The organism is Faecalibacterium sp. Marseille-P9312 (assembly GCF_902497445.1).
In the GTDB taxonomy this organism is placed as follows: domain Bacteria; phylum Bacillota; class Clostridia; order Oscillospirales; family Ruminococcaceae; genus Faecalibacterium; species Faecalibacterium longum.
Genome location: NZ_CABVEW010000004.1, coordinates 100781 through 121260 on the forward strand (window position 1 = coordinate 100781; position 20480 = coordinate 121260).

17 protein-coding genes are annotated in these 20480 nt (G+C 60.8%); 9 read left to right on the forward strand and 8 right to left on the reverse strand.

Features of this window, described 5'->3' with window-relative positions:
- Positions 1 to 30 precede the first annotated feature (30 nt).
- The 5 genes from F3G95_RS04290 to F3G95_RS04310 all read left to right on the forward strand — a co-directional run bounded on the left by F3G95_RS04290 (position 31) and on the right by F3G95_RS04310 (position 5565).
- Positions 31 to 639 carry a cytidylate kinase-like family protein gene (locus F3G95_RS04290; RefSeq protein WP_149793968.1) on the forward strand — a complete coding sequence of 203 codons (609 nt, stop codon included), beginning with the start codon at positions 31 to 33 and terminating at the stop codon, positions 637 to 639.
- A 129-nt stretch (positions 640 to 768) separates the two neighbouring features.
- Positions 769 to 2172, forward strand: coding sequence for an MATE family efflux transporter (locus F3G95_RS04295; protein ID WP_149793969.1), 1404 nt, complete (start codon positions 769 to 771; stop codon positions 2170 to 2172).
- 21 nt (positions 2173 to 2193) lie between these two features.
- Positions 2194 to 2895: a DUF308 domain-containing protein gene (locus F3G95_RS04300; RefSeq protein WP_149793970.1), complete on the forward strand. Its 702-nt coding sequence runs from the start codon at positions 2194 to 2196 to the stop codon at positions 2893 to 2895.
- Between the two features lie 211 nt (positions 2896 to 3106).
- On the forward strand, positions 3107 to 4516 hold the full coding sequence (locus F3G95_RS04305) for an FAD-dependent protein (RefSeq protein WP_149793971.1): 1410 nt from the start codon (positions 3107 to 3109) through the stop codon (positions 4514 to 4516).
- 251 nt (positions 4517 to 4767) lie between these two features.
- Positions 4768 to 5565, forward strand: a complete 798-nt coding sequence (locus F3G95_RS04310; RefSeq protein ID WP_149793972.1) for a MurR/RpiR family transcriptional regulator — start codon at positions 4768 to 4770, stop codon at positions 5563 to 5565.
- Between the two features lie 43 nt (positions 5566 to 5608).
- Here F3G95_RS04310 and F3G95_RS04315 read toward each other — a convergent pair whose 3' ends face one another.
- Positions 5609 to 7624 (reverse strand): AAA family ATPase, encoded by a 2016-nt coding sequence (locus F3G95_RS04315; protein WP_149793973.1) that lies wholly within the window; start codon positions 7622 to 7624, stop codon positions 5609 to 5611.
- Positions 7625 to 7759: 135 nt separating this feature from the next.
- Here F3G95_RS04315 and pulA point away from each other — a divergent pair, with 135 nt between their 5' ends.
- Positions 7760 to 9709 carry a type I pullulanase gene (gene pulA / locus F3G95_RS04320; protein WP_149793974.1) on the forward strand — a complete coding sequence of 650 codons (1950 nt, stop codon included), beginning with the start codon at positions 7760 to 7762 and terminating at the stop codon, positions 9707 to 9709.
- 52 nt (positions 9710 to 9761) lie between these two features.
- Here the strand turns inward: pulA and F3G95_RS04325 are convergent, their stop codons facing one another.
- Together F3G95_RS04325 and F3G95_RS14035 are read right to left on the reverse strand one after the other, a co-directional pair.
- Positions 9762 to 11186, reverse strand: a complete 1425-nt coding sequence (locus F3G95_RS04325) for a trypsin-like peptidase domain-containing protein (RefSeq protein WP_149793975.1) — start codon at positions 11184 to 11186, stop codon at positions 9762 to 9764.
- A gap of 24 nt (positions 11187 to 11210) precedes the next feature.
- On the reverse strand, positions 11211 to 11345 hold the full coding sequence (locus F3G95_RS14035) for a hypothetical protein (RefSeq protein WP_015564440.1): 135 nt from the start codon (positions 11343 to 11345) through the stop codon (positions 11211 to 11213).
- A 146-nt stretch (positions 11346 to 11491) separates the two neighbouring features.
- Here F3G95_RS14035 and F3G95_RS04330 point away from each other — a divergent pair, with 146 nt between their 5' ends.
- The 3 genes from F3G95_RS04330 to F3G95_RS04340 all read left to right on the forward strand — a co-directional run bounded on the left by F3G95_RS04330 (position 11492) and on the right by F3G95_RS04340 (position 15228).
- Entirely contained in the window at positions 11492 to 12349 is an 858-nt protein-coding gene (locus tag F3G95_RS04330) for a GNAT family N-acetyltransferase (protein WP_149793976.1), read from the forward strand.
- A 150-nt stretch (positions 12350 to 12499) separates the two neighbouring features.
- Positions 12500 to 14104, forward strand: a complete 1605-nt coding sequence (locus F3G95_RS04335) for a peptide chain release factor 3 (RefSeq protein WP_149793977.1) — start codon at positions 12500 to 12502, stop codon at positions 14102 to 14104.
- A gap of 140 nt (positions 14105 to 14244) precedes the next feature.
- A complete protein-coding gene (locus F3G95_RS04340; protein WP_149793978.1) occupies positions 14245 to 15228 on the forward strand; it encodes an aldo/keto reductase in 984 nt (327 codons plus the stop codon).
- Between the two features lie 92 nt (positions 15229 to 15320).
- On the opposite strand, the gene F3G95_RS04345 is transcribed toward F3G95_RS04340, so the two are convergent.
- The 5 genes from F3G95_RS04345 to asnS form a co-directional block, all read right to left on the reverse strand.
- The gene (locus F3G95_RS04345; RefSeq protein ID WP_149793979.1) at positions 15321 to 15680 is read right to left on the reverse strand and encodes a DUF6054 family protein; all 360 of its coding nucleotides are present in this window, start codon (positions 15678 to 15680) and stop codon (positions 15321 to 15323) included.
- 35 nt (positions 15681 to 15715) lie between these two features.
- Complete coding sequence (locus F3G95_RS04350) at positions 15716 to 17020, reverse strand: M23 family metallopeptidase (RefSeq protein ID WP_149793980.1); 1305 nt, start codon at positions 17018 to 17020, stop codon at positions 15716 to 15718.
- Between the two features lie 296 nt (positions 17021 to 17316).
- Positions 17317 to 17538, reverse strand: a complete 222-nt coding sequence (locus F3G95_RS04355) for a phosphatase (RefSeq protein WP_149793981.1) — start codon at positions 17536 to 17538, stop codon at positions 17317 to 17319.
- Positions 17539 to 17681: 143 nt separating this feature from the next.
- The gene (gene mutY / locus F3G95_RS04360; RefSeq protein WP_149793982.1) at positions 17682 to 18725 is read right to left on the reverse strand and encodes an A/G-specific adenine glycosylase; all 1044 of its coding nucleotides are present in this window, start codon (positions 18723 to 18725) and stop codon (positions 17682 to 17684) included.
- 179 nt (positions 18726 to 18904) lie between these two features.
- A complete protein-coding gene (gene asnS, locus F3G95_RS04365) occupies positions 18905 to 20293 on the reverse strand; it encodes an asparagine--tRNA ligase (RefSeq protein WP_015564447.1) in 1389 nt (462 codons plus the stop codon).
- Positions 20294 to 20480 lie beyond the last annotated feature (187 nt).

The window sequence follows — 20480 nt, forward strand, 5'->3', positions numbered from 1 at the left end:
GATAAATCATCAACATGGGAGGAACATATTATGGCAAAGACGATCATCACTTTGGGCCGTGAGTACTGCACCGGCGGACGCTACATCGCCAAGGACGTGGCACGCGCACTGGGCATCAAGCTCTACGACAAGGAACTGATCACGATGGCCGCCAAGAATTCCGGACTGTCCGAGGAGGCCGTGGCCGCCAGCGAGAAGCGGCACACCCACAGCCTGCTGTACAGCCTGTATACGATGGGCAATGACCTTCCGCTGGGCGACCAGGTCTTCATCCTGCAGAGCCGCATCATCAAGCAGCTGGCCGACGAAGGCCCCTGCGTCATCGTGGGCCGCTGCGGCGACTATGTCCTGCGCGACCGCAAGGACGTGCTGCGCATCTTCGTCTACGCCCCCAAGGAGTGGCGTCTGGCTTACGGCAAGGAGAACAACATGCTGCAGGCCAAGGACGAAAAGGGCATCAAGGACGAGATCGACAAGACCGACCGCAACCGTGCCGCCTACTACAACTACTACACCCAGAACCGCTGGGGCGATGCCCACAACTATGACCTCGCCATCAACGCCGCACTGGGCCATGACGCCTGCGTGAAGATGATCCTTGCCGCCGCAGAGGCCAAGGAGAAGGCCATGGAGGGCTGATGCCCGCCGCCCCGGAAAGGGCAAAATAAATAATGATGCTGCGTGGGTGGGGTGCTTTTGCGCTCTGCCCACGTTTGCGGCATAGAAGAACTCTGCATCCCCAAGTTATCAACATCAAAAGGAGAAATCGTGGAAAACAAGCAACCCTTATCCTCTCCCGCCGGTGAGCGGGAAAACATCATGGGTACCATGGACATCAATCCTCTGCTCATCAAGCTCAGCGTGCCGATGATGGTATCCATGCTGGTGCAGGCCCTCTACAACGTGGTGGACTCGATTTTCGTGTCCCACGTCAGCGAGAGCGCCCTGACCGCCGTTTCGCTGGCGTTCTCTTTGCAGAACGTCATGATCGCCGTGGGCGTCGGCACCGGCGTGGGCGTCAACGCCCTGCTGTCCAAAAGCCTCGGCGAAAAGAACCAGGAACGGGCCAATAAGACCGCCGAGAACGGCATCTTCCTGTCCCTGTGCAGTTACGCCGTCTTCCTCGTCATCGGCCTCACCTGCATGAAACCCTACTTCTACGCACAGACTTCGGACATGGACATCGCCCGGCAGGGCATCCAGTATCTGCAGCTCTGCTGCGTGCTCAGCCTCGGCCTCTTTACCCAGACCATGGGCGAGAAGCTGCTGGCCGCCACCGGCCGCACCCATCTGAGCATGATAAGCCAGCTGGTGGGCGCTGTCGTGAACATCGTTCTCGACCCCATCTTCATCTTCGGCTACTGCGGCGAGGCCCTGTCCGGCACCACCGGCGCTGCCGCGGCCACCGTCATCGGCCAGTTCTGCGGCGCGGGCATGACGCTGTACTTTAATCTCAATAAGAACCCCGACATCCAGATCAGCTTCCGGGGCTTCCGGCCCAGCGCCAAGGCCATCGGCCGCATCTACACCGTCGGCCTGCCCAGCATCGCCATGCAGTGCGTGGGCAGCGTGATGACCTTCTTCATGAATCAGATCCTGATGGCCTTCTCGGCCACGGCTGTCGCCGTCTTCGGCGTCTACTTCAAGCTGCAGAGCTTCGTGTTCATGCCCATCTTCGGCATGAACAACGGCATGGTCCCCATCATCAGCTACAACTACGGCGCACGGAAGCCGGAGCGGGTCAAAAAGACCATCCGCCTCGCAGTCTTCTATGCCGAGTGCATCATGCTGGTGGGCTTCTGCATCTTCCAGTTCCTGCCGGATAAGCTGCTGGGTCTCTTCGCCGCCAGCGACGCCATGCTGGCCATCGGCGTCCCGGCGCTGCGCATCATCTGCCCCCACTTCCTGCTGGCGGGTGCCGGCATCGTGCTGAGCTCGGTGTTCCAGGCGCTGGGCAACGGCGTGTTCAGCCTGACCGTCTCCATCTGCCGTCAGCTGGTGGTGCTCATCCCCGCTGCATGGCTGCTGAGCCGCACCGGCGAGGTGAACATGGTCTGGTGGGCCTTCATCATCGCGGAGGTGGTCAGCCTTGCGCTGAGCCTCGTTTTCATGGCCCGCATCAACCGTACCGTCATCGTCCCGCTCTCCGAAAAGCAGGACGCGGCCGTATAACCTGAAAGGAACGTGAACTCTATGGCAAAAAAGCTGAAGTGGAACCTTATCCTCATGAGCCTGCTCTATCTGGCGCTGGGCATCTTCCTGCTGATGGTGCCTGGCACGGCCCTCAACGTGGTCTGCTGCGCGCTGGGCGGCGTAGTGCTGGCCTGCGCGGCAGTGCAGCTGGTGCGGTATTTTGTCGTAGAGCGCGGCGTGTTCCAGAGCCAGCTCACCCTCATCTCGGGGCTGGTCTGTCTGGCGCTGGGCGCATTCCTCATCATCCGCAGCGATGTGGTGGTGCGGGTGCTGCCCATCGTGTTCGGCCTGTTCGTCATCTTTGACAGTCTGGGCCGCATCCAGAACGCTCTCGAGCTGCGCCGGTGCGAGTATTCGAGCTGGAAGATCTTTCTGCTGCTGGCCGTGCTCAGCGTCGCGCTGGGCATCGTGATGGTGGTGGACCCCTTCGGCACCATGGAGACGCTGGTGATGGCCATCGGCCTCATCCTCATCCTGGAAGGTGCGCTGAACCTGCTGAGCGCCCTGTACACCATGCTGGCCGTCCGGCGCTTTATAAAGCTGCATCCGGAGACCCAGTCCATGCTGGAAGCCATCACCGGCCAGGATCTGAACGGCGACGGCGTCATCGCCCCGGATGTCTCCCACGCAGATGTGGAGTCCACCGCTGTGGAGCTCGACTATGTGGATGAGAGCGCCGAGGTGGAGCAGGAGAACAAATAACGTTAGCGGGCTTGCCCTCTCAGTCACCTTCGGTGACAGCTCTCCCAAAGGGAGAGCCTCTGGCCTGCCGGAAGATTTTTGCCTCTCCCTTTGGGAGAGGTGGATGCGACCAGCGGGAGCAGACGGAGAGGGCAAGGACGCTGACCGCAGACTAACCCTCTGCTGAAAAACGAAACCCAAAATCAATTCAACATAAAGGATAAAAAGAGTTATGGAAAAGTACGATCTCATCATCGTTGGTGCCGGCCCTGCTGGCATCTTCACCGCTGTGGAGCTGCTGCGCCGCGGCAGCAAGAAGCACATCCTGCTGGTGGAAAAAGGCAAGCCGGTGGAAAAGCGCCACTGCCCCAAGGCCGAGATCGGCCACTGCGTCAACTGCCGTCCCACCTGCGCCATCACCACCGGCTTCTCCGGTGCAGGCGCCTTCTCCGACGGCAAGCTGAGCCTCTCCTATGAGGTCGGCGGCGACCTACCCAGCCTCATCGGCGAAGAATTTGCGCAGGAGCTCATCGACTACACCGACAAGATCTACCTCGAGTTCGGCGCTGACCCCCATGTGGAGGGCATCTACACCGGCGAGGACATCAAGGAGATCCGCAAGAACGCCATCCACGCCGGTCTGAAGCTGGTGGACTGCCCCATCCGCCATCTCGGCACCGAGAAGGCACAGCAGCTCTATCTCGCCATCCAGAACTATCTGGCTGACAACGGCGTGGAGATGCTCTTCTCCACCGAGTGCGAGAACATCATCCTCGAAGACGAGGAGTGCAAGGGCGTGCTGCTGCGTCAGGGCAACGGGGAGCCCCGCGCCGTCTACGGCGACACCGTGGTCATCGGCACCGGCCGCCGCGGCGCAGACTGGCTTGAGAAAATTTGTGCAGAGCACCATATCGCCCACAAGCCCGGCACCGTGGACATCGGTGTCCGCGTCGAGTGCCGCAACGAGGTCATGGAAAAGGTGAACAAGGTGCTGTATGAGTCCAAGCTCATCGGCTACCCGAAGCCCTGGAAGAACAAGGTCCGCACCTTCTGCCAGAACCCCGGCGGCTTCGTGGCACAGGAGAACTATGACAACGACCTGGCCGTGGTCAATGGCCACAGCTTCAAGGAGAAGAAGAGCGAAAACACCAACCTCGCCATCCTCGTCTCCCACAACTTCACCGAGCCCTTCAACCAGCCCATCGCCTACGCCCAGAAGGTGGGCGAGCTGACCAATATGCTGGGCGCAGGCCACATCATGGTGCAGCGCTACGGCGACATCCTCGACGGCAAGCGCACCTGGGCGAAGGAGCTGGCCCAGTCCAACGTCAAGCCCACCCTGAAGGACGCCGTGGCCGGCGACATCACCGCCGCCATGCCCTACCGCGCCATGACCAACATCATCGAGTTCATCAAGATGCTGGACATGGTCGTCCCCGGCTTCGCCGCCAACGAGACCCTGCTGTACAGCCCTGAGCTGAAGTTCTACTCCAACAAGGTCAAGATGGACTCGAACCTCGACACCAACATCAAGGGCCTGCACTGCCTCGGCGACTCTTCCGGCTGGACCCGCGGCCTGATGATGGCCTCCGTCATGGGCGTGCTGATGGGCCGCAAGCTGGCTGAGAAGGAAGGCTGCTGAAACGCCTTTCTGCACTAAGCTGCGCTGAATATTTGGTTCCCGATGCCTCTCCGCACTCTGCGGAGGGGCATTTTTTGCGCTTCCTGCGGCAAAACCGTGCAGGATACAAAAATCGGCAGAAAAAGTCAATTTCCGTCAACACTGAAAATTTATGGGAATTTGAATTGATTTTCTTCGTTCAAACTGCTACAATCTCAAGTAGAACTCAAGAATAAATTGTGTCTTGCGCATAATGCGAGGAGGGATCACTTATGTGCGAAGCCCCCGGAAGCGTAGTAACTCTGCTATGTTCCGGCATCCAGCTTTACAGCGCCGAGAGGCGCATTGCGGACTGCATCCTTGCAGATGTAAAGCGGGCGTCGATGTGTACGTCAGCAGAACTGGCCCGGCTGAGCTGTTCGTCCGAGGCCACCATCACCCGGCTGTGCCACAAACTGGGATTCGAGAACTACCGCAAATTCCAGCTGGCGCTGGCACGGGACGCCATGGAGCAGCAGGAAGCCCAGCGTATGCGGGACGAAGGGCAGGACGAGCTGCATCAGGCACTTCTGAACATTCTGGCAAACCGCGAAGAGGAGCTGCGGGCCACCATTCAGGCCATTGATACCCGCCAGCTGCGGCAGATCCTCTCTCTGCTACGCAGCTGCGAGGTCATGGAGGTGGTCTCTGAGGGCGGCGGCCTGCCGGTGGCCTTCGATGCCTCCATCCGGTTCAGCCACCTGGGCAAGCGGTGCGTTTCCAGCGCAGTCCACGAGAAGAACCTTGCCTTTGCTCAGACGCTGACCCCCAAAGACATCCTCATCGTGCTCTCGGCCTCCGGGCAGAGCGCCAGGCTGGAAGAGGTGTCCGCTGCCGCCAAAGGGCGGAATGTACCGGTGCTGCTCATCACCTGCGACAGCCACGGCCCGCTGGCCCAGCTGGCCGACTATGTGATGACGGCTTCCAACCGCGAACAGCGGCTCATCGAGGGCAGCCATGCGGCATCGCTGCTCTCGCCGAACGTCCTTATCGAGGTGCTCTACTACCTGCTGCGGATGGAAAATCTGTAAAAAACAAACGCTGGCACGCTCGTGCCAGCGTTTGTTTTTATCATCAGAGCTCCAGATCACTGGGCAGGATGACATCCAGCTCCGCCGCAGGCTCTGCCACGAGGCGGCGGCTCTGGTTGAAGATGGCCTTTTCCAGCGTGTTGCGGGCGAGACGTCCGTTGCCCGCCGTGCGGGCGTCCTCTGCCTGCCGGCGCTCGTAGTAGCCCCGCAGCGGTTCCGTGCAGCTCTCGGCCAGCCTGTAGCCCTTGCCCCTTGCCAGCACGTTCGTGATGTTCAGCAGCTCATCGGCGGTGTAGTCCGGGAACTCTATCTTGTTCGGGAAGCGGCTGGCAAGGCCGCTGTTGGCGGTCAGGAACGTCTCCATCTCCCCGGTGTAGCCCGCAAGGATGACCACCAGCTCGTCGCGGTGGTCTTCCATCCCCTTCACCAGCGTGTCGATGGCCTCGAGACCGAAGCTGTCCTGCTCGCCCCGGTAGAGGCTGTAGGCCTCGTCGATGAAAAGGACGCCGCCCAGCGCGCTCTGGATGACGCTGTTGGTCAGGGGGGCGGTGTGGCCGGTGTAGCGGCCCACGAGGTCTCCCCGGCTCACCTCCACCAGCTGCCCGCCCTTGAGGGCGCCGATGGCTTTGAGGTACTTTGCCACGAGCCGGGCGATGGTGGTCTTGCCGGTGCCGGGGTTGCCGGTGAAGATCATGTGCATCGAGAGGCTGGCGGTCTTGAGGCCCGCCGCCGCACGGCGCTGCTGCACCTGAATGTTATCGGCAAGACCGAAGACGTATTCCTTCACCGGTGCAAGGCCCACGAGGTCGTTCAGCTCTTTCCTGATTTCTTCCACTGCGCCGGTATAGGCGGCGGGCAGCAGGTCGAAGAGCTTCTGGGGTCCGGCGTCGTTGAGGGCAAAGTCCAGGCCGTCCTCCCGGGCAGTCAGTGTGATCGTTCCGGTAAGCGCGGCATCTGTTTGCAGACAGTATTCGCTCAGAGCGCGGAATATCTTATCGCAGCAGGCGGTCAGCCCCTCCGCACCCTGCTTCGGGCTGCACTGGGCCGCCACATAGTCCCGCACATCCGCGCCCGCCGACAGAGTCAGGCCGAGGCGGGTCTTCACTTTTGCGGCCAGCGCGTTGAGCTGCTGGGCTGCCAGCGCGGCGAGGGCTTCCCGCGCAAAGGCGCTGGTCTCACAGACATCGCCCAGCGCCGAGACGAAGGCCGCACCGAACTTGTCAGCCAGCGCCTCCCGGCCCTTCTGGGAGAAGAAAACGAGGTACTTGCCGCAGGGGGTGATGCGGCTCACAGCCCCGGGGGCAAGCGCCGTTCCGGCGTCCACGAGGATGCCCTCCTTGTTGACAAGATACCGGCTGGACAGGGGCGCACTGCCCTTGACGGCGAGGTCTGCCAGCGTCCTCAAAAAGCCCGGGTAGCAGCTCTCGTAGTGCTCAAAGACCAGGATCTCGCCCGGCGCGTGGAGGGCGGCATACAGATCCTGCAAAAAGAGCTTTTCAGCCCCTGAGTTGGGGTAAAGCGCCAGATCCATAACGGCCAGCTTATCGCTCTGCAAAAGACCCCGGACGGCCATGCAGCGGGCCGTCTCCGTCAGAGTGAAATGCCGCCCCGTGCCGGGCGCACCGCAGAGCAGGATGACGTTCCGGGCCGTGGGGGCCTCCGTCCCCAGCACGAAAGGCCGGCGCATCGCCCGCACGACGCCGTCCACGAAGGCGTCCTGCCCCAGCACCGTCTTTTTCACCTCAGCGGCCAGCCCTTCAAAGCTGCCCAGATGCTCCTGTCTGACTTCGGTGGTGCCTTTGGCCAGCAGGCCGTCGGCCTCCATATCCTCGAGCATCTTCCGGCTCTGGGCCAGCGCCTCCTGTGTGGTGTCTCTGCGCAGCTCGGCGTTCTGTTTTTTCAGCATTTCGTCCAGCTTTTTCTGCTGCTCGAGCAGGGCTGCGTTCATATCGGGCAGGCCGGGCTTTTCCGGCGGCGTTTTCTGCGTATCAAAGCGCAGTTTTCCTCCCGGGCCGAACACTCCGTTCATCAAGTTCTCCCAATCGTCGGTGTATGCCATCTGCCTGCCTCCGTCCTGCGTTTTTTCCCAGTATAGTGTACTTTGCCCCCTTTTGCAAGAAAAGTCTTGAAAATCCACGGGCAGGCGGGTACACTAATTTTATATTGATTTGATATGCGAAGGGAATGGAACGAAATGAAAACGCCCGCAGAGTGGAAAACGCTGTTTGAGAGCAGCGCCTTTGCACGGCAGACAAGCTACAGCGGCCCGCTGGGGCCGGAATATAACCCCTCCGGCACCCGGCTCCGGCTCTGGGCGCCCACGGCGCAGAAGGTATCGGTCAACCTCTACCGCCGGGGCGACGGCGGGGCCTGCATGGGGACCCTGCCGCTGGAACAGAACGGGCAGGGCGTCTGGTCGGTCTATCTGCCCGGCGACCAGCACGGACATTACTATACCTTTACCGTCGAGGTGGACGGCACAGCATACGAGACGGGCGACCCCTACGCCCGGACGGCAGGCGTCAACGGCCTGCGGAGCATGATTTTAGACGCGCCCCGCATCGACCCGCCCGACTGGAGCCACGACCACCGGGTCATCGTCCCGGCCTCCCGCCGGACGGTGTGGGAGGTCAGCGTCCGTGACTTCTCGCAAGACCCGGCCTGCGGCGTTCGGAATGCATGGCGGGGCAAATTTATGGCCTTTACCCAGAAGGGGACCACCCTTTCTTCCGCCGGCACCTTCCCCACCTGCCTCGACTACCTCAAGCGGCTGGGAGTGGGCTATGTGCAGCTGATGCCCATCTTCGACTTCGGCAGTGTGGACGAGAGCCGCCCCCTCACCCGGCAGTACAACTGGGGCTACGACCCCACCAACTACAACGTCCCCGAGGGCAGCTACTCCACCGACCCCGCGAAAGGCGAAGTCCGGGTACGGGAGTGCAAGGAGATGATCGCTTCTCTCCACGCGGCGGGCATCGGCGTCATCATGGACGTGGTGTACAATCATATGTACCGCAATGAGAACCCGCTGAACAGCACGGTGCCTTATTATTTCTTCCGGCAGAACCCAGACGGCAGCTTCTCCAACGGCAGCGGCTGCGGCAACGAGTTTGCCAGCGAGCGGCCCATGGCCCGGAAATACCTCATCGACTCGGTGCTCTACTGGGCGCAGGAATATCACATCGACGGCTTCCGCTTCGACCTCATGGGCCTCTATGACGTGGACACCATGAACGAACTGCGGGCCGCGCTGGACGCTCTGCCGGGCGGCAGAAGCATCCTGATGTACGGTGAGCCGTGGCAGGGCGGCGGAAGCCAACTCCACCGGTACGAGGCCAATAAGGCGAACCTCGCCATGCTGTCCGAGCGCATCGGCATCTTCTGCGACAACACCCGCGACGTCATCAAGGGCGGCTGTTTTGACGCCCGGGAGCCGGGTTACGTCGAGGGCAGGCCGGGCAGCTTCTGGGACATCGGCGGGGCCGTGGCCGCGTGGGGCCGCAGCGACAAGCTGCCCCCCCCTTCGCCCCCTCAGATCGTCAGTTATGTCTCTGCCCACGACAATTTCACTCTCTGGGATAAGCTGATGCTCGTCCGGTACGCCCGTCCCGAGTACACTGCCGCCGACTCGGCGGCGCTGGCCCAGAACCGGCTGGCGGCGGGCATCTATCTCACCTGCATGGGGATGCCCTTCCTGCAGGCCGGCGAGGAGTTCGCCCGCACCAAAAAAGGTCAGGGCAACACCTACCGCTCTTCGCCCTCCCTCAACCGTCTGGACTGGAAGCGGGCCGCGCAGTTCCACGGACTGGTGGACTATTACCGGGGGCTTCTGGGCCTGCGGGCGCAGTTCCCCCGCCTGAGCGCCTCGGACGCGGCCAGCCCGGCGGCTATCCGATTTTTCTCGCTGGAACATCCCCTCGTGGGCTGGACTTTGCCCGCCGCACCCGGCGACGGCGCGGCATGGCGGGCGCTCTGCGTCTTTTACAATCCCACGGAGGAAGAAAAGCGGGTCCACCTGCCCGACGGCCAGTGGAAATTGCTGAGCGACGGCGTATCGTCTGCGCTCTGGAAAGGCCCCAGCCGGGTCTGCGGCGGCGAAGTGACACTGCTGCCATACAGTGCAACGATTTTCGGCCAGGTATAATAAAAAAGCGGCCCGCCGCTTTACGCGGCGAGCCGCCCAATCATGTCCTGATTTAGCCCTGCGGGTCCTGCTGAGGTGCAGACTCGGCAGACTTCTCCTGACGAGATGCGCCGTTGGTGCCATTGCCGCTGTTGGAGGCGTTCTTTTCGCCCAGCGTCAGGCTGACAGTCTGCATCTGACCGTCGCGGGCGACGGTGATGGACAGGGTGTCACCGGCAGAGTGCTCCTGCATCAGGGTGCCAAGGTCGGTCTTCTGGGCCACCTCAGTGTTGTCGATGCTGACGATGCGGTCGCCGGCCTTGAGGCCAGCCTTATCGGCAGGGCCGCCGGACACGACGTCCACGACGTAGATGCCGTAGGCGTTGACGCCCAGCTGTGCCGCCGTCTGTGCGTCGGTGACAGCCAGATAAGTGATGCCCATGTAGGGACGGCCCGTGACGTAGCCGTTCTCCAGCAGGTCCTGCGCCACCTTGATGGCGTCGTTGATGGGGATGGCGAAGCCCAGACCCTCAGCGTCAGAGCTGGAAGACTTTGCGTTGACGATGCCGATCAGCTCGCCGTTCATGTTGAACAGGCCGCCGCCGGAGTTGCCGGGGCTGACAGAAGCATCCATCTGAATGAGGGACATGGTGTTGACAGAGCTGGAGCTCTGGATGGAGACGCTGCGGTTCAGGGCGCTGACGATGCCGCTGGTGACGGTGCCGCCCAGCTCACCCAGCGGGTTGCCCACGGCCAGCACGTTGTCGCCCACGGCCAGCTTGTCGCTGTCGCCCACGATGGCGGGAGTCAGGCCGTCGGCATCGATCTTGATGACGGCGATGTCGCTGGTGGAATCCTCGCCCACGACGGTGGCAGGGTAGTCCTTGTCGCCGATGGTGACGGTAATGTTGGACGCGCCGCTCACGACATGGTCACAGGTGAGGATGTAGCCATCCGAGCTGATGATGACGCCGCTGCCGGCGCCGCTCTCCACCTGGCTCTGGCCGTACCAGGACCACTGGGAGTAGACCACCTGCTCGGTGGTGATGACCACGACGCTGGGGCTGACGGTCTTGGCCACCTGTGCGGTGGTCATGCCGCTGGAAACAGTCGTGCCTTCGGCCGCGCTCTCAGAGTCTGCCGAAGAGCTGTCGGACCGCTCCACCTGCTGGATGATGACCTTGTTATTTCCGCCGAAGCGTGCGCCCACAAAGCCGCCCATAAAGCCCATGGCTGCGGCCAGCACCAGAGCGACGATGCCCTTTACAGCCTTGCCTGCATTCTTCTTAGACTTCTCAGGCTTCTTCGGCGCGGCAGGGGCTGTGTTCTGCGGGCCTGCGGGGGGCGGCGTTGTGCCGCCGGAAGGCTGGGTGTTCTCGCTGAAGGTAGAAGCAGTGTTTGCGGTGTTCATGCCGCTGGACCCCACATTGGGGTAGCCGGTATCACCGGCAGGATTATTGGAAGAGGAATAGTCATATTCCCATTTGTTTTCATCCATCGTGATTACTTCCTTTCTAAGGGATTAGAAGTTGTTTTCATAACCGTTGCGCACCGTCTGAGCGGTCTTTTTGCCCGCATACTGCGTTGCTTTCCCTTGCAATCCGCCTAGGATTGCTTCGGGAAAGCGCCTTGCCTGCCGGCAAAAATCCTCGCCCATTCGGCACTCTCCGGCTATGAAAACAACTTCGGCCGGGGGAAGAGCTTTTCCGCTCCTCTCCGGCACGGTTTTATTCTATCTGCTAATTGTGAAAATCAATCGTTTCCCCAGTGAAGAATGTGTGAAATAAAGTCTAAGGAGTTTCTATGAAAATCAGCGTCACGCAAACGGGCTTTGCCCTTTATAAAGAGGCCGACATCATCGGCCGGTGCGGCGTCACGCCCACCCCAAAAGGCGCGGACATCACAGCCCTGTCCGTCCTGCCCCAGTGGCGGCGGAAGGGCTACGGCTCCTACCTGTTAAAAGAGATATTGCGCCGGTTCGGCGGTTATGACCGGGAGGCTGCGACGGTGTTCACCGCGCCCCTGCCCGCCGACGAGGGCGAAGGGCTGTTCTGGCAGAAATTCGGCTTTGCGCCTGAGGATGGGCGGCTCGTCCGCCGCCGCACCCCCGATCTGACGGCGGTGCGCTTCGTGCAGGACTATCTTGCCGCCCATCTCCCCCACCCGAAGCTCTGCATCGACGCCACCTGCGGCAACGGCGGCGACACGGCGTTCCTCTGCCGCCTTTCCAGCCCGGAAGGCCGGGTGCTGGGCTTCGACATCCAGCCCGAGGCCATCGCCTCCACCCGCGCCCGGCTCAAAAAGCAGGGCCTTACGGCAGAGCTTATCTGCGACAGCCACGCGAACCTCTTACAGTATGTCCGGCCCGGCACGGCGGACATCGTGATGTTCAACTTCGGCTGGCTGCCCGGGGCCGACCACAGCGTCTTCTCCACAGCAGACAGCAGCATCCCTGCGCTGGAAGCCGCCCTCGCGGCGCTGCGCACCGGCGGCGTGCTCAGCGCCATCCTCTACAGCGGCCGCGTCATCGGCACGGACGAAAAGCAGAGCATCCTCGGCTGGCTGCGGGCTCTCCCGCTGGAAAAATATACCGTACTGGTGTGCGATTTTGCCAACTGGGCCGACACCGCGCCCCTGCCCTGCCTTATTCTGAAAAAATAGCAAAAACTCTTGCATCCATGTGGATTTTCTGTTAAAATAAGCGTTGTATGTAATTTTATAGGAGAGTTTCCCATGTAAACAGACCCTATTGTTTGCTGATACATCCACCCGGCCCTTCGCGGGGCCGCATCTCAGGAGAACGAAACTTTTATGACTAATCGTGAAGAAATCGAGCGCCGCCGGACGTTTGCTATCATCAGCCACCCCGACGCCGGCAAAACGACGCTGACCGAAAAGCTGCTGCTGTACGGCGGAGCCATCAATCAGGCAGGCTCTGTCAAAGGCAAGCAGAGCGCAAAGCACGCCGTGTCCGACTGGATGGACATCGAGAAGCAGCGCGGCATCTCTGTCACCTCTTCGGTGCTGCAGTTCAACTACGCAGGCAAGTGCGTGAACATTCTGGACACCCCGGGCCATCAGGACTTCTCGGAGGACACCTACCGCACCCTGATGGCAGCCGACTCGGCTGTCATGGTCATCGACGCCGCAAAGGGCGTCGAGGCCCAGACCATCAAGCTGTTCAAGGTCTGCACCCTGCGCCATATCCCCATCTTCACCTTCATCAACAAGATGGACCGCGAGGCCCGCGACCCCTTCGAGCTGATGGAGAACATCGAGGAGATTCTGGGCATCAAGACCTACCCCATGAACTGGCCCATCGGCTGCGGCAAGGAGTTCAAGGGCGTGTTCGACCGCAACACCCGCAAAGTGCTTGCTTTCTCCAGCGACGGCCGCGCCAACGGCGTCAAGAAGGTCGAGGAGACCGAGGCTGAGCTGGGCGATGCCGCACTGGACGAACTGCTGACCCCCTACCTGCACCAGCAGCTGGTGGACGAAATTGAGCTTCTGGACGGTGCTGCCGAGGAATTTGACCTCGACCGCGTGCTGCGCGGCGAGCTGAGCCCCGTGTTCTTCGGCTCTGCGCTGACCAACTTCGGCGTCGAGCCCTTCCTTGAGAACTTCCTCCGCCTCACCCCCACCCCGCTGGCCCGCGTGGACAGCCTGACCGGCGAGACCGTTGACCCCTGCCGCGATGAGTTCTCTGCCTTCATCTTCAAAATTCAGGCCAACATGAACAAGGCCCACCGCGACCGTATCGCCTTCATGCGCATCTGCTCAGGCAAGTTCGAGCGCGGCATGGAAGCCTACCACGTGCAGGAGGGCAAGAACATCAAGCTGGCCACCGGCACCCAGCTGATGGCGCAGGACCGCGCCATCGTCGATGAAGCCTACGCAGGCGACATCATCGGCCTGTTCGACCCGGGCATCTTCTCCATCGGCGACACCCTGTGTACCGGCAAGAAGAAGATCGAGTTCGCCGGCATCCCCACCTTCTCCCCCGAACACTTTGCCCGCATCGAGCAGAAGGACACCATGAAGCGCAAGCAGTTCGTGAAAGGCATGGAGCAGATCGCTCAGGAGGGCGCTATCCAGATCTTCCGCGAAGTGGGCGGCGGTATGGAAGAAGTCGTGGTCGGCGTCGTCGGCGTGCTGCAGCTGGAAGTGCTGGAGTACCGTCTGAACACCGAGTACAACGTCGAGATCCGGATGCAGCAGCTCCCCTTCGAGCAGCTGCGCTGGATCCAGAACGACCCCGACACTTACGTCCTGCGTGACCTCGACCTCACCAGCGACACCAAGGCCGTCGAGGACATGAAGGGCAACCGCCTGCTCCTGTTTACCTCCGATTGGGCTATCCGCTGGGCTGAAACGCACAATGAGACGTTAAAGCTGAGCGAATTTGGCAATATTTAAGTTACAGGTTCCCAAGAGCTGCTGTGCAGAAGACCTGCATGGCAGCTCTTTTTGGAATAAATCTAAAATACAACAATATGTACCAGTCAGCGACAACACCCCCCTTCGCGGGGCGCTGCCGGAAAAGAAGGTAACGATCTATGGAAAAACGTAACATTGGCAAAAGCGGCCTCTCCGCACCATTTCTGGGTCTTGGCACCTGGGCCATCGGCGGCGGCAGCTGGTGGGGCGACAACGACGACGCCCTGTCGGTAAAAGCCATCGAGACTGCCGTGGAGCAGGGCATCACCTGGATAGACACCGCCCCCATCTACGGCCTTTACCACAGCGAAGAGGTGGTGGGCGAAGCTTTGCGCCACATCGACCGGGACAAGGTCATCCTCTCCACCAAGTGCGGCCTCGAGTGGCGGCACGAAAGCCCCGTTCTCCACAAGGTGGTGGACGGCGTGCAGACCTACCGCGACCTGTCGGCCAAGAGCATCATCGAGGATGTGGAAGACAGCCTGCGCCGTCTCGGCACCGACCATCTGGACGTGCTCTACACCCACTGGCAGACGCCCGACCTTTCCATCTTCCCGCTGGAAGAGACCGTCGAAGCCATGATGAAGCTCAAGGAGCAGGGCAAAATTCGTGCCATCGGCGCGTCCAACACCACCGCTGAGTTCATCCGCGGCTACTGCAAATACGGCCAGCTGGACGTCATTCAGGAAAAATACAGCCTGCTGACCCGCCGCATCGAGAAGCAGCTGCTGCCCACCTGCAAGGAGCTGGGCGTGTCCATTCAGGCTTATTCTCCCTTGGAGCAGGGCCTGCTCACCGGCAAGGTGACCATGGACACCACCTACCCCGAGGGCAGCACCCGGAACACGAACCCCTGCTTCCAGCCCGCCCGCCGGATGCAGGCCATCCGGCTGCTGGACAGCTGGTCTGACCTCTGCGAGAAGTACCACTGCACCAAGGCGCAGCTGGTCATCGCCCTGACGGCCCGGATGATCCCCGGCCTGCACGTTCTGTGCGGCGCACGGACGCCGGAGCAGGCCATCGACAACGCCGGTGCGCTCCACATCGCACTGGAAGGCGCCGACGCCGTCCAGATGAAGTGGGACGTGGACGCCATTTCCTGAGCAAAACCGCAGATATGAAACGAGCAGAGCCTCCACCGAAAGGTAGAGGCTCTGCTCGTTTCATATCTGGATTCTTTGTGATAAACTGGAATTTATCTAACTTTTCCTTGAAAGCCTAAATTCTTCAAAGCATCTTCTCCAAACTTTGCAAAGTCACCTTCTGCACCAAAAGAAAAGAAAGCTTCTTTACCACCAGTGGCAATAATATCTGCACTCTGATACCCCTGATACTCGGATAACATAATTACTAAACTGGCATAACTTCCTGTTCGTAAAAACCAGTTTTCAAAAATTAATAGTAGTGTTTTGGTGTCTCCCAATTCACGTATAATTTCGTCTTTGAATTCCACATCGGAGAACTTACGTTTATCAAATTCTTCTTTGATTTTATTTTTGATTTCATCTAATTCATATCGTTTTTTAGCATACATTTCGACTTTCTTGCTTGCCATTGAAAACGCTCCTTTCAAATTCCGATTTGCCGACCTCACCCATTCTCCTTCCAGAACAGCCCGCCGCTGGTCTGGAAGAGCAGCCACGGATTCACGCTCTTGCTGCCGAGCTTGAAGTCCATGGTCAGGTCTTCGCCCAATGCGCCCACGGCCTGCCCGCGCTCCACGCTCTGGCCCGCGCTCACCGAGAGAGCATCCAGCCCGTAGAGGTAGCTGCGCATCCCGCAGCCGTGGTCGATGACGACGGTGTTGCCGGTGAGGGCGAGGTTCCGGGCCAGCACCACGACGCCGTTTGCGGGGGCGCGGCAGGGGTCGCCCGGGATGGTGTAGAGTTTCGTGGAGTTCGATTTGCTGCCCTGCTTGCCGCCGGTAACTTTGGTCTGGCCGAAGTCCACCAGAGTCATGTAATTCTCCGCCGGGCAGGCGAAGCCGCCGCTCCACAGCTTTTCTCGGGCGGGCTGCTCATAGAGGGGCCAGACGGCGTTGCGGAACTCGGTGTTGGCAGCTTCGGAGGCTTCCGGTTCGGCTTCGATCTCAACCGTACCGAAGTCCTTCGGGATGACGGTGATGTTTTTCACCACCGTCTCGCCGCCCACGGTAAAGGTCACTTCGTGCGCACCGGCAGCGGCATTGTAAGCCGCCGGGATATAGGCGCGCCACCCGCTGCCCAGACGGACGGCCTGCACATTGCCGAGGTCTGTTTCCACCGTGGGGGCTGTCTCGCCCACCATGCCGGTGAACGCCGCAGCCACCGTGCCGCCCTGCTCCATCCGTTCGGCGGAAAGCTCCACCTCGGCGCTGGCCTGCAGCGTAAAGCGGAAAGAGTAATAATACCAACCGATGGGCTTCGCGGGCTTTTCGAGCCGGACGTCCTGCCGCAGCTCGCCGGTGCTGCCGCCCTCGAACTGGGTGGCCAGCATATTTTCCGGCAGACGCCAGACGGTCAGCTCGGCCTTATAGTCGCCGTTGGCCGGGAACAAAAAATCGTCGTAGGTGGCCGCAGTCCCCTCGAAGACCACATTGCCCGCGCTGTCGGTGATGGTCAGCGGGCCGTAGCTGTACCACTCGGGCAGGGCGAAGGCCGGGTGGGCGTCGTAGAGGACGCCAAGCTTCTGCACCGTGAGGGTGCGGGGGCTGGCGAAGACTTTATCCACCTGCCCGCCCAGCAGCGGCACCTGCCAGCACCAGCCGTTGGGCTCCAGCTCCTGCCCGGCGAACTGCACCTCAGACGCGGGCTTCGCGCCCTCCGAAGTGAACGAATAGCTCACGCCCAGCACCGCCGCAAGCATCACCACGACGCCCAGCGCAACGCTGATGAGCCATAACAAAAGCCGCTTCATATGTACTCTCCTCTTGTAGCGGCCTCGCCCTCTCAGTCACCTTCGGTGACAGATTCCCCTTTTTGTCGCTTGCGCGACATCTTCCCCCGGCCGGGGGAAGTCTTTCCTCAAAGGGAGAGCCAAAAACGTGACCGTCAGGCCATAGCCTCTCCCTTTGGGAGAGGTGGCACGCCGCAGGCGTGACGGAGAGGGCAAGCCCGATTTCCTATATTTGCAGGTATAAAAAGGCGCACCGGCACAGCCCTGTTACAGACTGCCGGTGCGCCCTTCGTCATTTTGTTCTGTTTCGGCCCGCGTTATTCGGCAGTATCCTCAGCGGGAGCAGCCTCTTCTGCAGCCTCGTCTTCGGCCTCAGCAGGCTCTTCCTCAGCGGGGGCGGCGGTATCCTCGCCGAACAGCAGACGCTCGTACTCGTCCAGCTCCTTCTCACGGCGGCGCAGATAAACAGCCACAGCAGCCAGCGCACCAGCCACAGCAGCCAGCGTTGCGATAACAGCGATCAGACAGGATTTCTTCATAGGTTCAGCACACTCCTTTTTGGTCGAACCAGCGGTCCAGCTATTTTCAGCGGTCGTTCCGCGGCACAGGCTCGGTCTATTCTGAAACTATTATACCCGGACTTCACGAAAATTACAACCAAAAAGGCAAAATTTTGCTTTTTTCAGAGTCCCAGCTTTTTCTTATACGCCTTGAATGCGCCGGGCAGGGTGTATTCGTTCTGCAGCTGTTCGCGGCTGGCCCAGACACAGCCCGCCGGGGCTTCCGCACTGCCGACGCAGACAGAATAGCCGCTCATCCGCCACTCGATGTGGCTGAAAATATGTTTTGCCGCCGGCAGAGGTTCGATGCCCTCACAGGCAAGGCCCAGCGCTTCCAGCCGGGCGCAGACTTCTTCGGCGCTGAGGGCTTCGCCCTCCCACAGAAGCGGCTGCCACAGACCAGCCAGCAGACCTTTTGGGGGCCGCTGCTGCAACAGGAAGCGCTCTTCGGCATCTTCGGCCAGCACTACCGTCACCGGCTCGATGCGCCGTGCTTTGGGCGCAGCCTTATGGGGCAGTTCCAGCGCCGTACCGGCCCTGCGGGCTTCGCACAGAGAGGCCAGCGGACACTGCTCACAGAGCGGTGCGCCGTTCGGCACACAGACCAGTGCGCCCAGCTCCATCAGAGCCTGGTTGTAGTCGCCCGCCTTCTCGGGGGGCTGATGCTCCATGACCCGGGCCGTAAAAGCTCGTTTTACCGCCGGTTCTGTAATAACGCCGGGGTCATTATACAGTCTGGAAAACACCCGCAGCACATTTCCGTCCACCGCCGGGACAGCCAGCCCGAAGCTGATGGACGCGATGGCTCCCGCTGTGTAGTCCCCGATACCGGGCAGAGCGCGGAGGGCGTCGTAGTCGGCTGGCAGCTGCCCGCCGTACTGCTCACAGACGATGCGGGCCGCCTTTTGCAGGTTGCGCACCCGGCTGTAGTAGCCCAGCCCCTCCCAGAGCTTGTGGAGCTTTTCTTCTTCGCACGCCGCCAGCGCGGGAATATCCGGCAGGGCGGCGAGGAAACGCTCATAATAGGGCAGCGCCGCCGAGACGCGGGTCTGCTGCAGCATGATCTCGCTGAGCCAGACGTGGTAGGGGCTGGGGTCGGTGCGGAAAGGCAGGATGCGCTGGTTCTTGTAGAACCATTCCAGCAATGCCGGGGCGATGTTTTCCACTTGTTTTGCTCTCCTTGTTGAAAATAAAAGAAAACCTCTCAGTCAAAGCCTGCGGCTTTGCCAGCTCCCCTACCGAGGGGAGCCTCTGGCGAAAAGGAAAAGTTTCCCGTTCTGCCAAAGCCTCTCCTCGTCAGGAGAGGTGGCATTGCGAAGCAATGACGGAGAGGTTGACTCACTGATTAGAAGCCGTAAGCCGTGCGGGGGAAGGGCAGCACGTCACGGATGTTCTGGATGCCCGTGAGGTACATGATCATGCGCTCGAAGCCCAGACCATAGCCTGCGTGCTCCACGCCGCCGAACTTGCGGAGGTTCAGGTACCAGTCGTAGCTGGACTTGTCCAGACCCAGCTCGTCCATACGGGTCACGAGCTTGTCGTAGTCCTCCTCACGCTGGCTACCGCCGATGAGCTCGCCGATGCCGGGGACCAGCATATCGGCTGCGGCCACGGTCTTGCCGTCGGCGTTCTGCTTCATGTAGAAGCTCTTGATCTCCTTCGGGTAGTCGGTGACGAAGACGGGCTTCTTGAACACCACCTCGGTCAGGTAGCGCTCGTGCTCGGTCTGGATGTCCACGCCCCACTCCACGGGGAACTGGAACTTCTTGTTGTTCTTCTTCAGGATCTCGATGGCGTCAGTGTAGCTGATGCGGCCAAACTCGCTGTTTGCCACCAGCTCAAGGCGCTCGATGAGGCCCTTGTCGATGAACTGGTTGAAGAAAGCCATCTCATCGGGGCAGTTGTCCAGAACGTAGCGGATGACGTACTTGGTCATGGCCTCGGCGGTGTCCATGTAGCCGTTCAAATCACAGAACGCCATCTCCGGCTCGATCATCCAGAACTCGGCGGCGTGGCGGGTGGTAAAGCTCTTCTCGGCGCGGAAGGTGGGACCAAAGGTGTACACCTTGCCGAACGCCATTGCCATGGCCTCGGCTTCCAGCTGGCCGGAAACGGTCAGGTTGACGGGCTTCTCGAAGAAGTCCTTGGTGTAATCGACGGTGCCGTCCTCGTTCTTGGGGACGTTGTCGAGGTCGAGGGTGGTGACGCGGAACATCTCGCCGGCACCCTCACAGTCGGAAGCGGTCAGCAGCGGAGAGTGGGCGTAGACGAAGCCGTTCTCCTGGAAGAACTTGTGGATGGCGTAAGCGGCCACGCTGCGGACGCGGAAAGCGGCGTTGAAGGTGTTGGTGCGGGGGCGCAGGGTGGGCATGGTGCGCAGATACTCCATGCTCATCTTCTTTTTCTGCAGCGGATACTCGTCGGCGGGGCAGTCGCCCAGAATTTCCACGCTGTCAGCATTCAGCTCAAAGGGCTGCTTTGCCTGCGGAGTCAGCACGATGCGGCCCACGACGCGCAGGCTGCTGTACAGGCCGGTGTGGACGACCTCATCGTAGTTTGCCAGCTTGCCGGCTTCCAGCACGACCTGCAGGGTCTTGAAGCAGCCGCCGTCGGACAGGGCGATGAAGCCGATGTTCTTGGAGTCGCGGATGTTCTTTGCCCAGCCGCATACGGTGACGACCGTACCATCGGCGGGGGTGTTCTTGTACAGCGAAACGATCTCAGTGCGTTCCATAGTTTTTCTCCTTATCGATTTTACAAAAGAAAAAGACAGCTTTTCTCCCTGAAAGTTCAGGGCGAACAAGCTGTCTTGTAATGTCCGCGGTGCCACCTGAATTACCGGAAGTGTCCGGTCGCTCACGCGCTCAAGTAAAAGCGCTGCTCCGTTAACGCTGAGCCTGCGGCGCACCTACTGGCGGCGC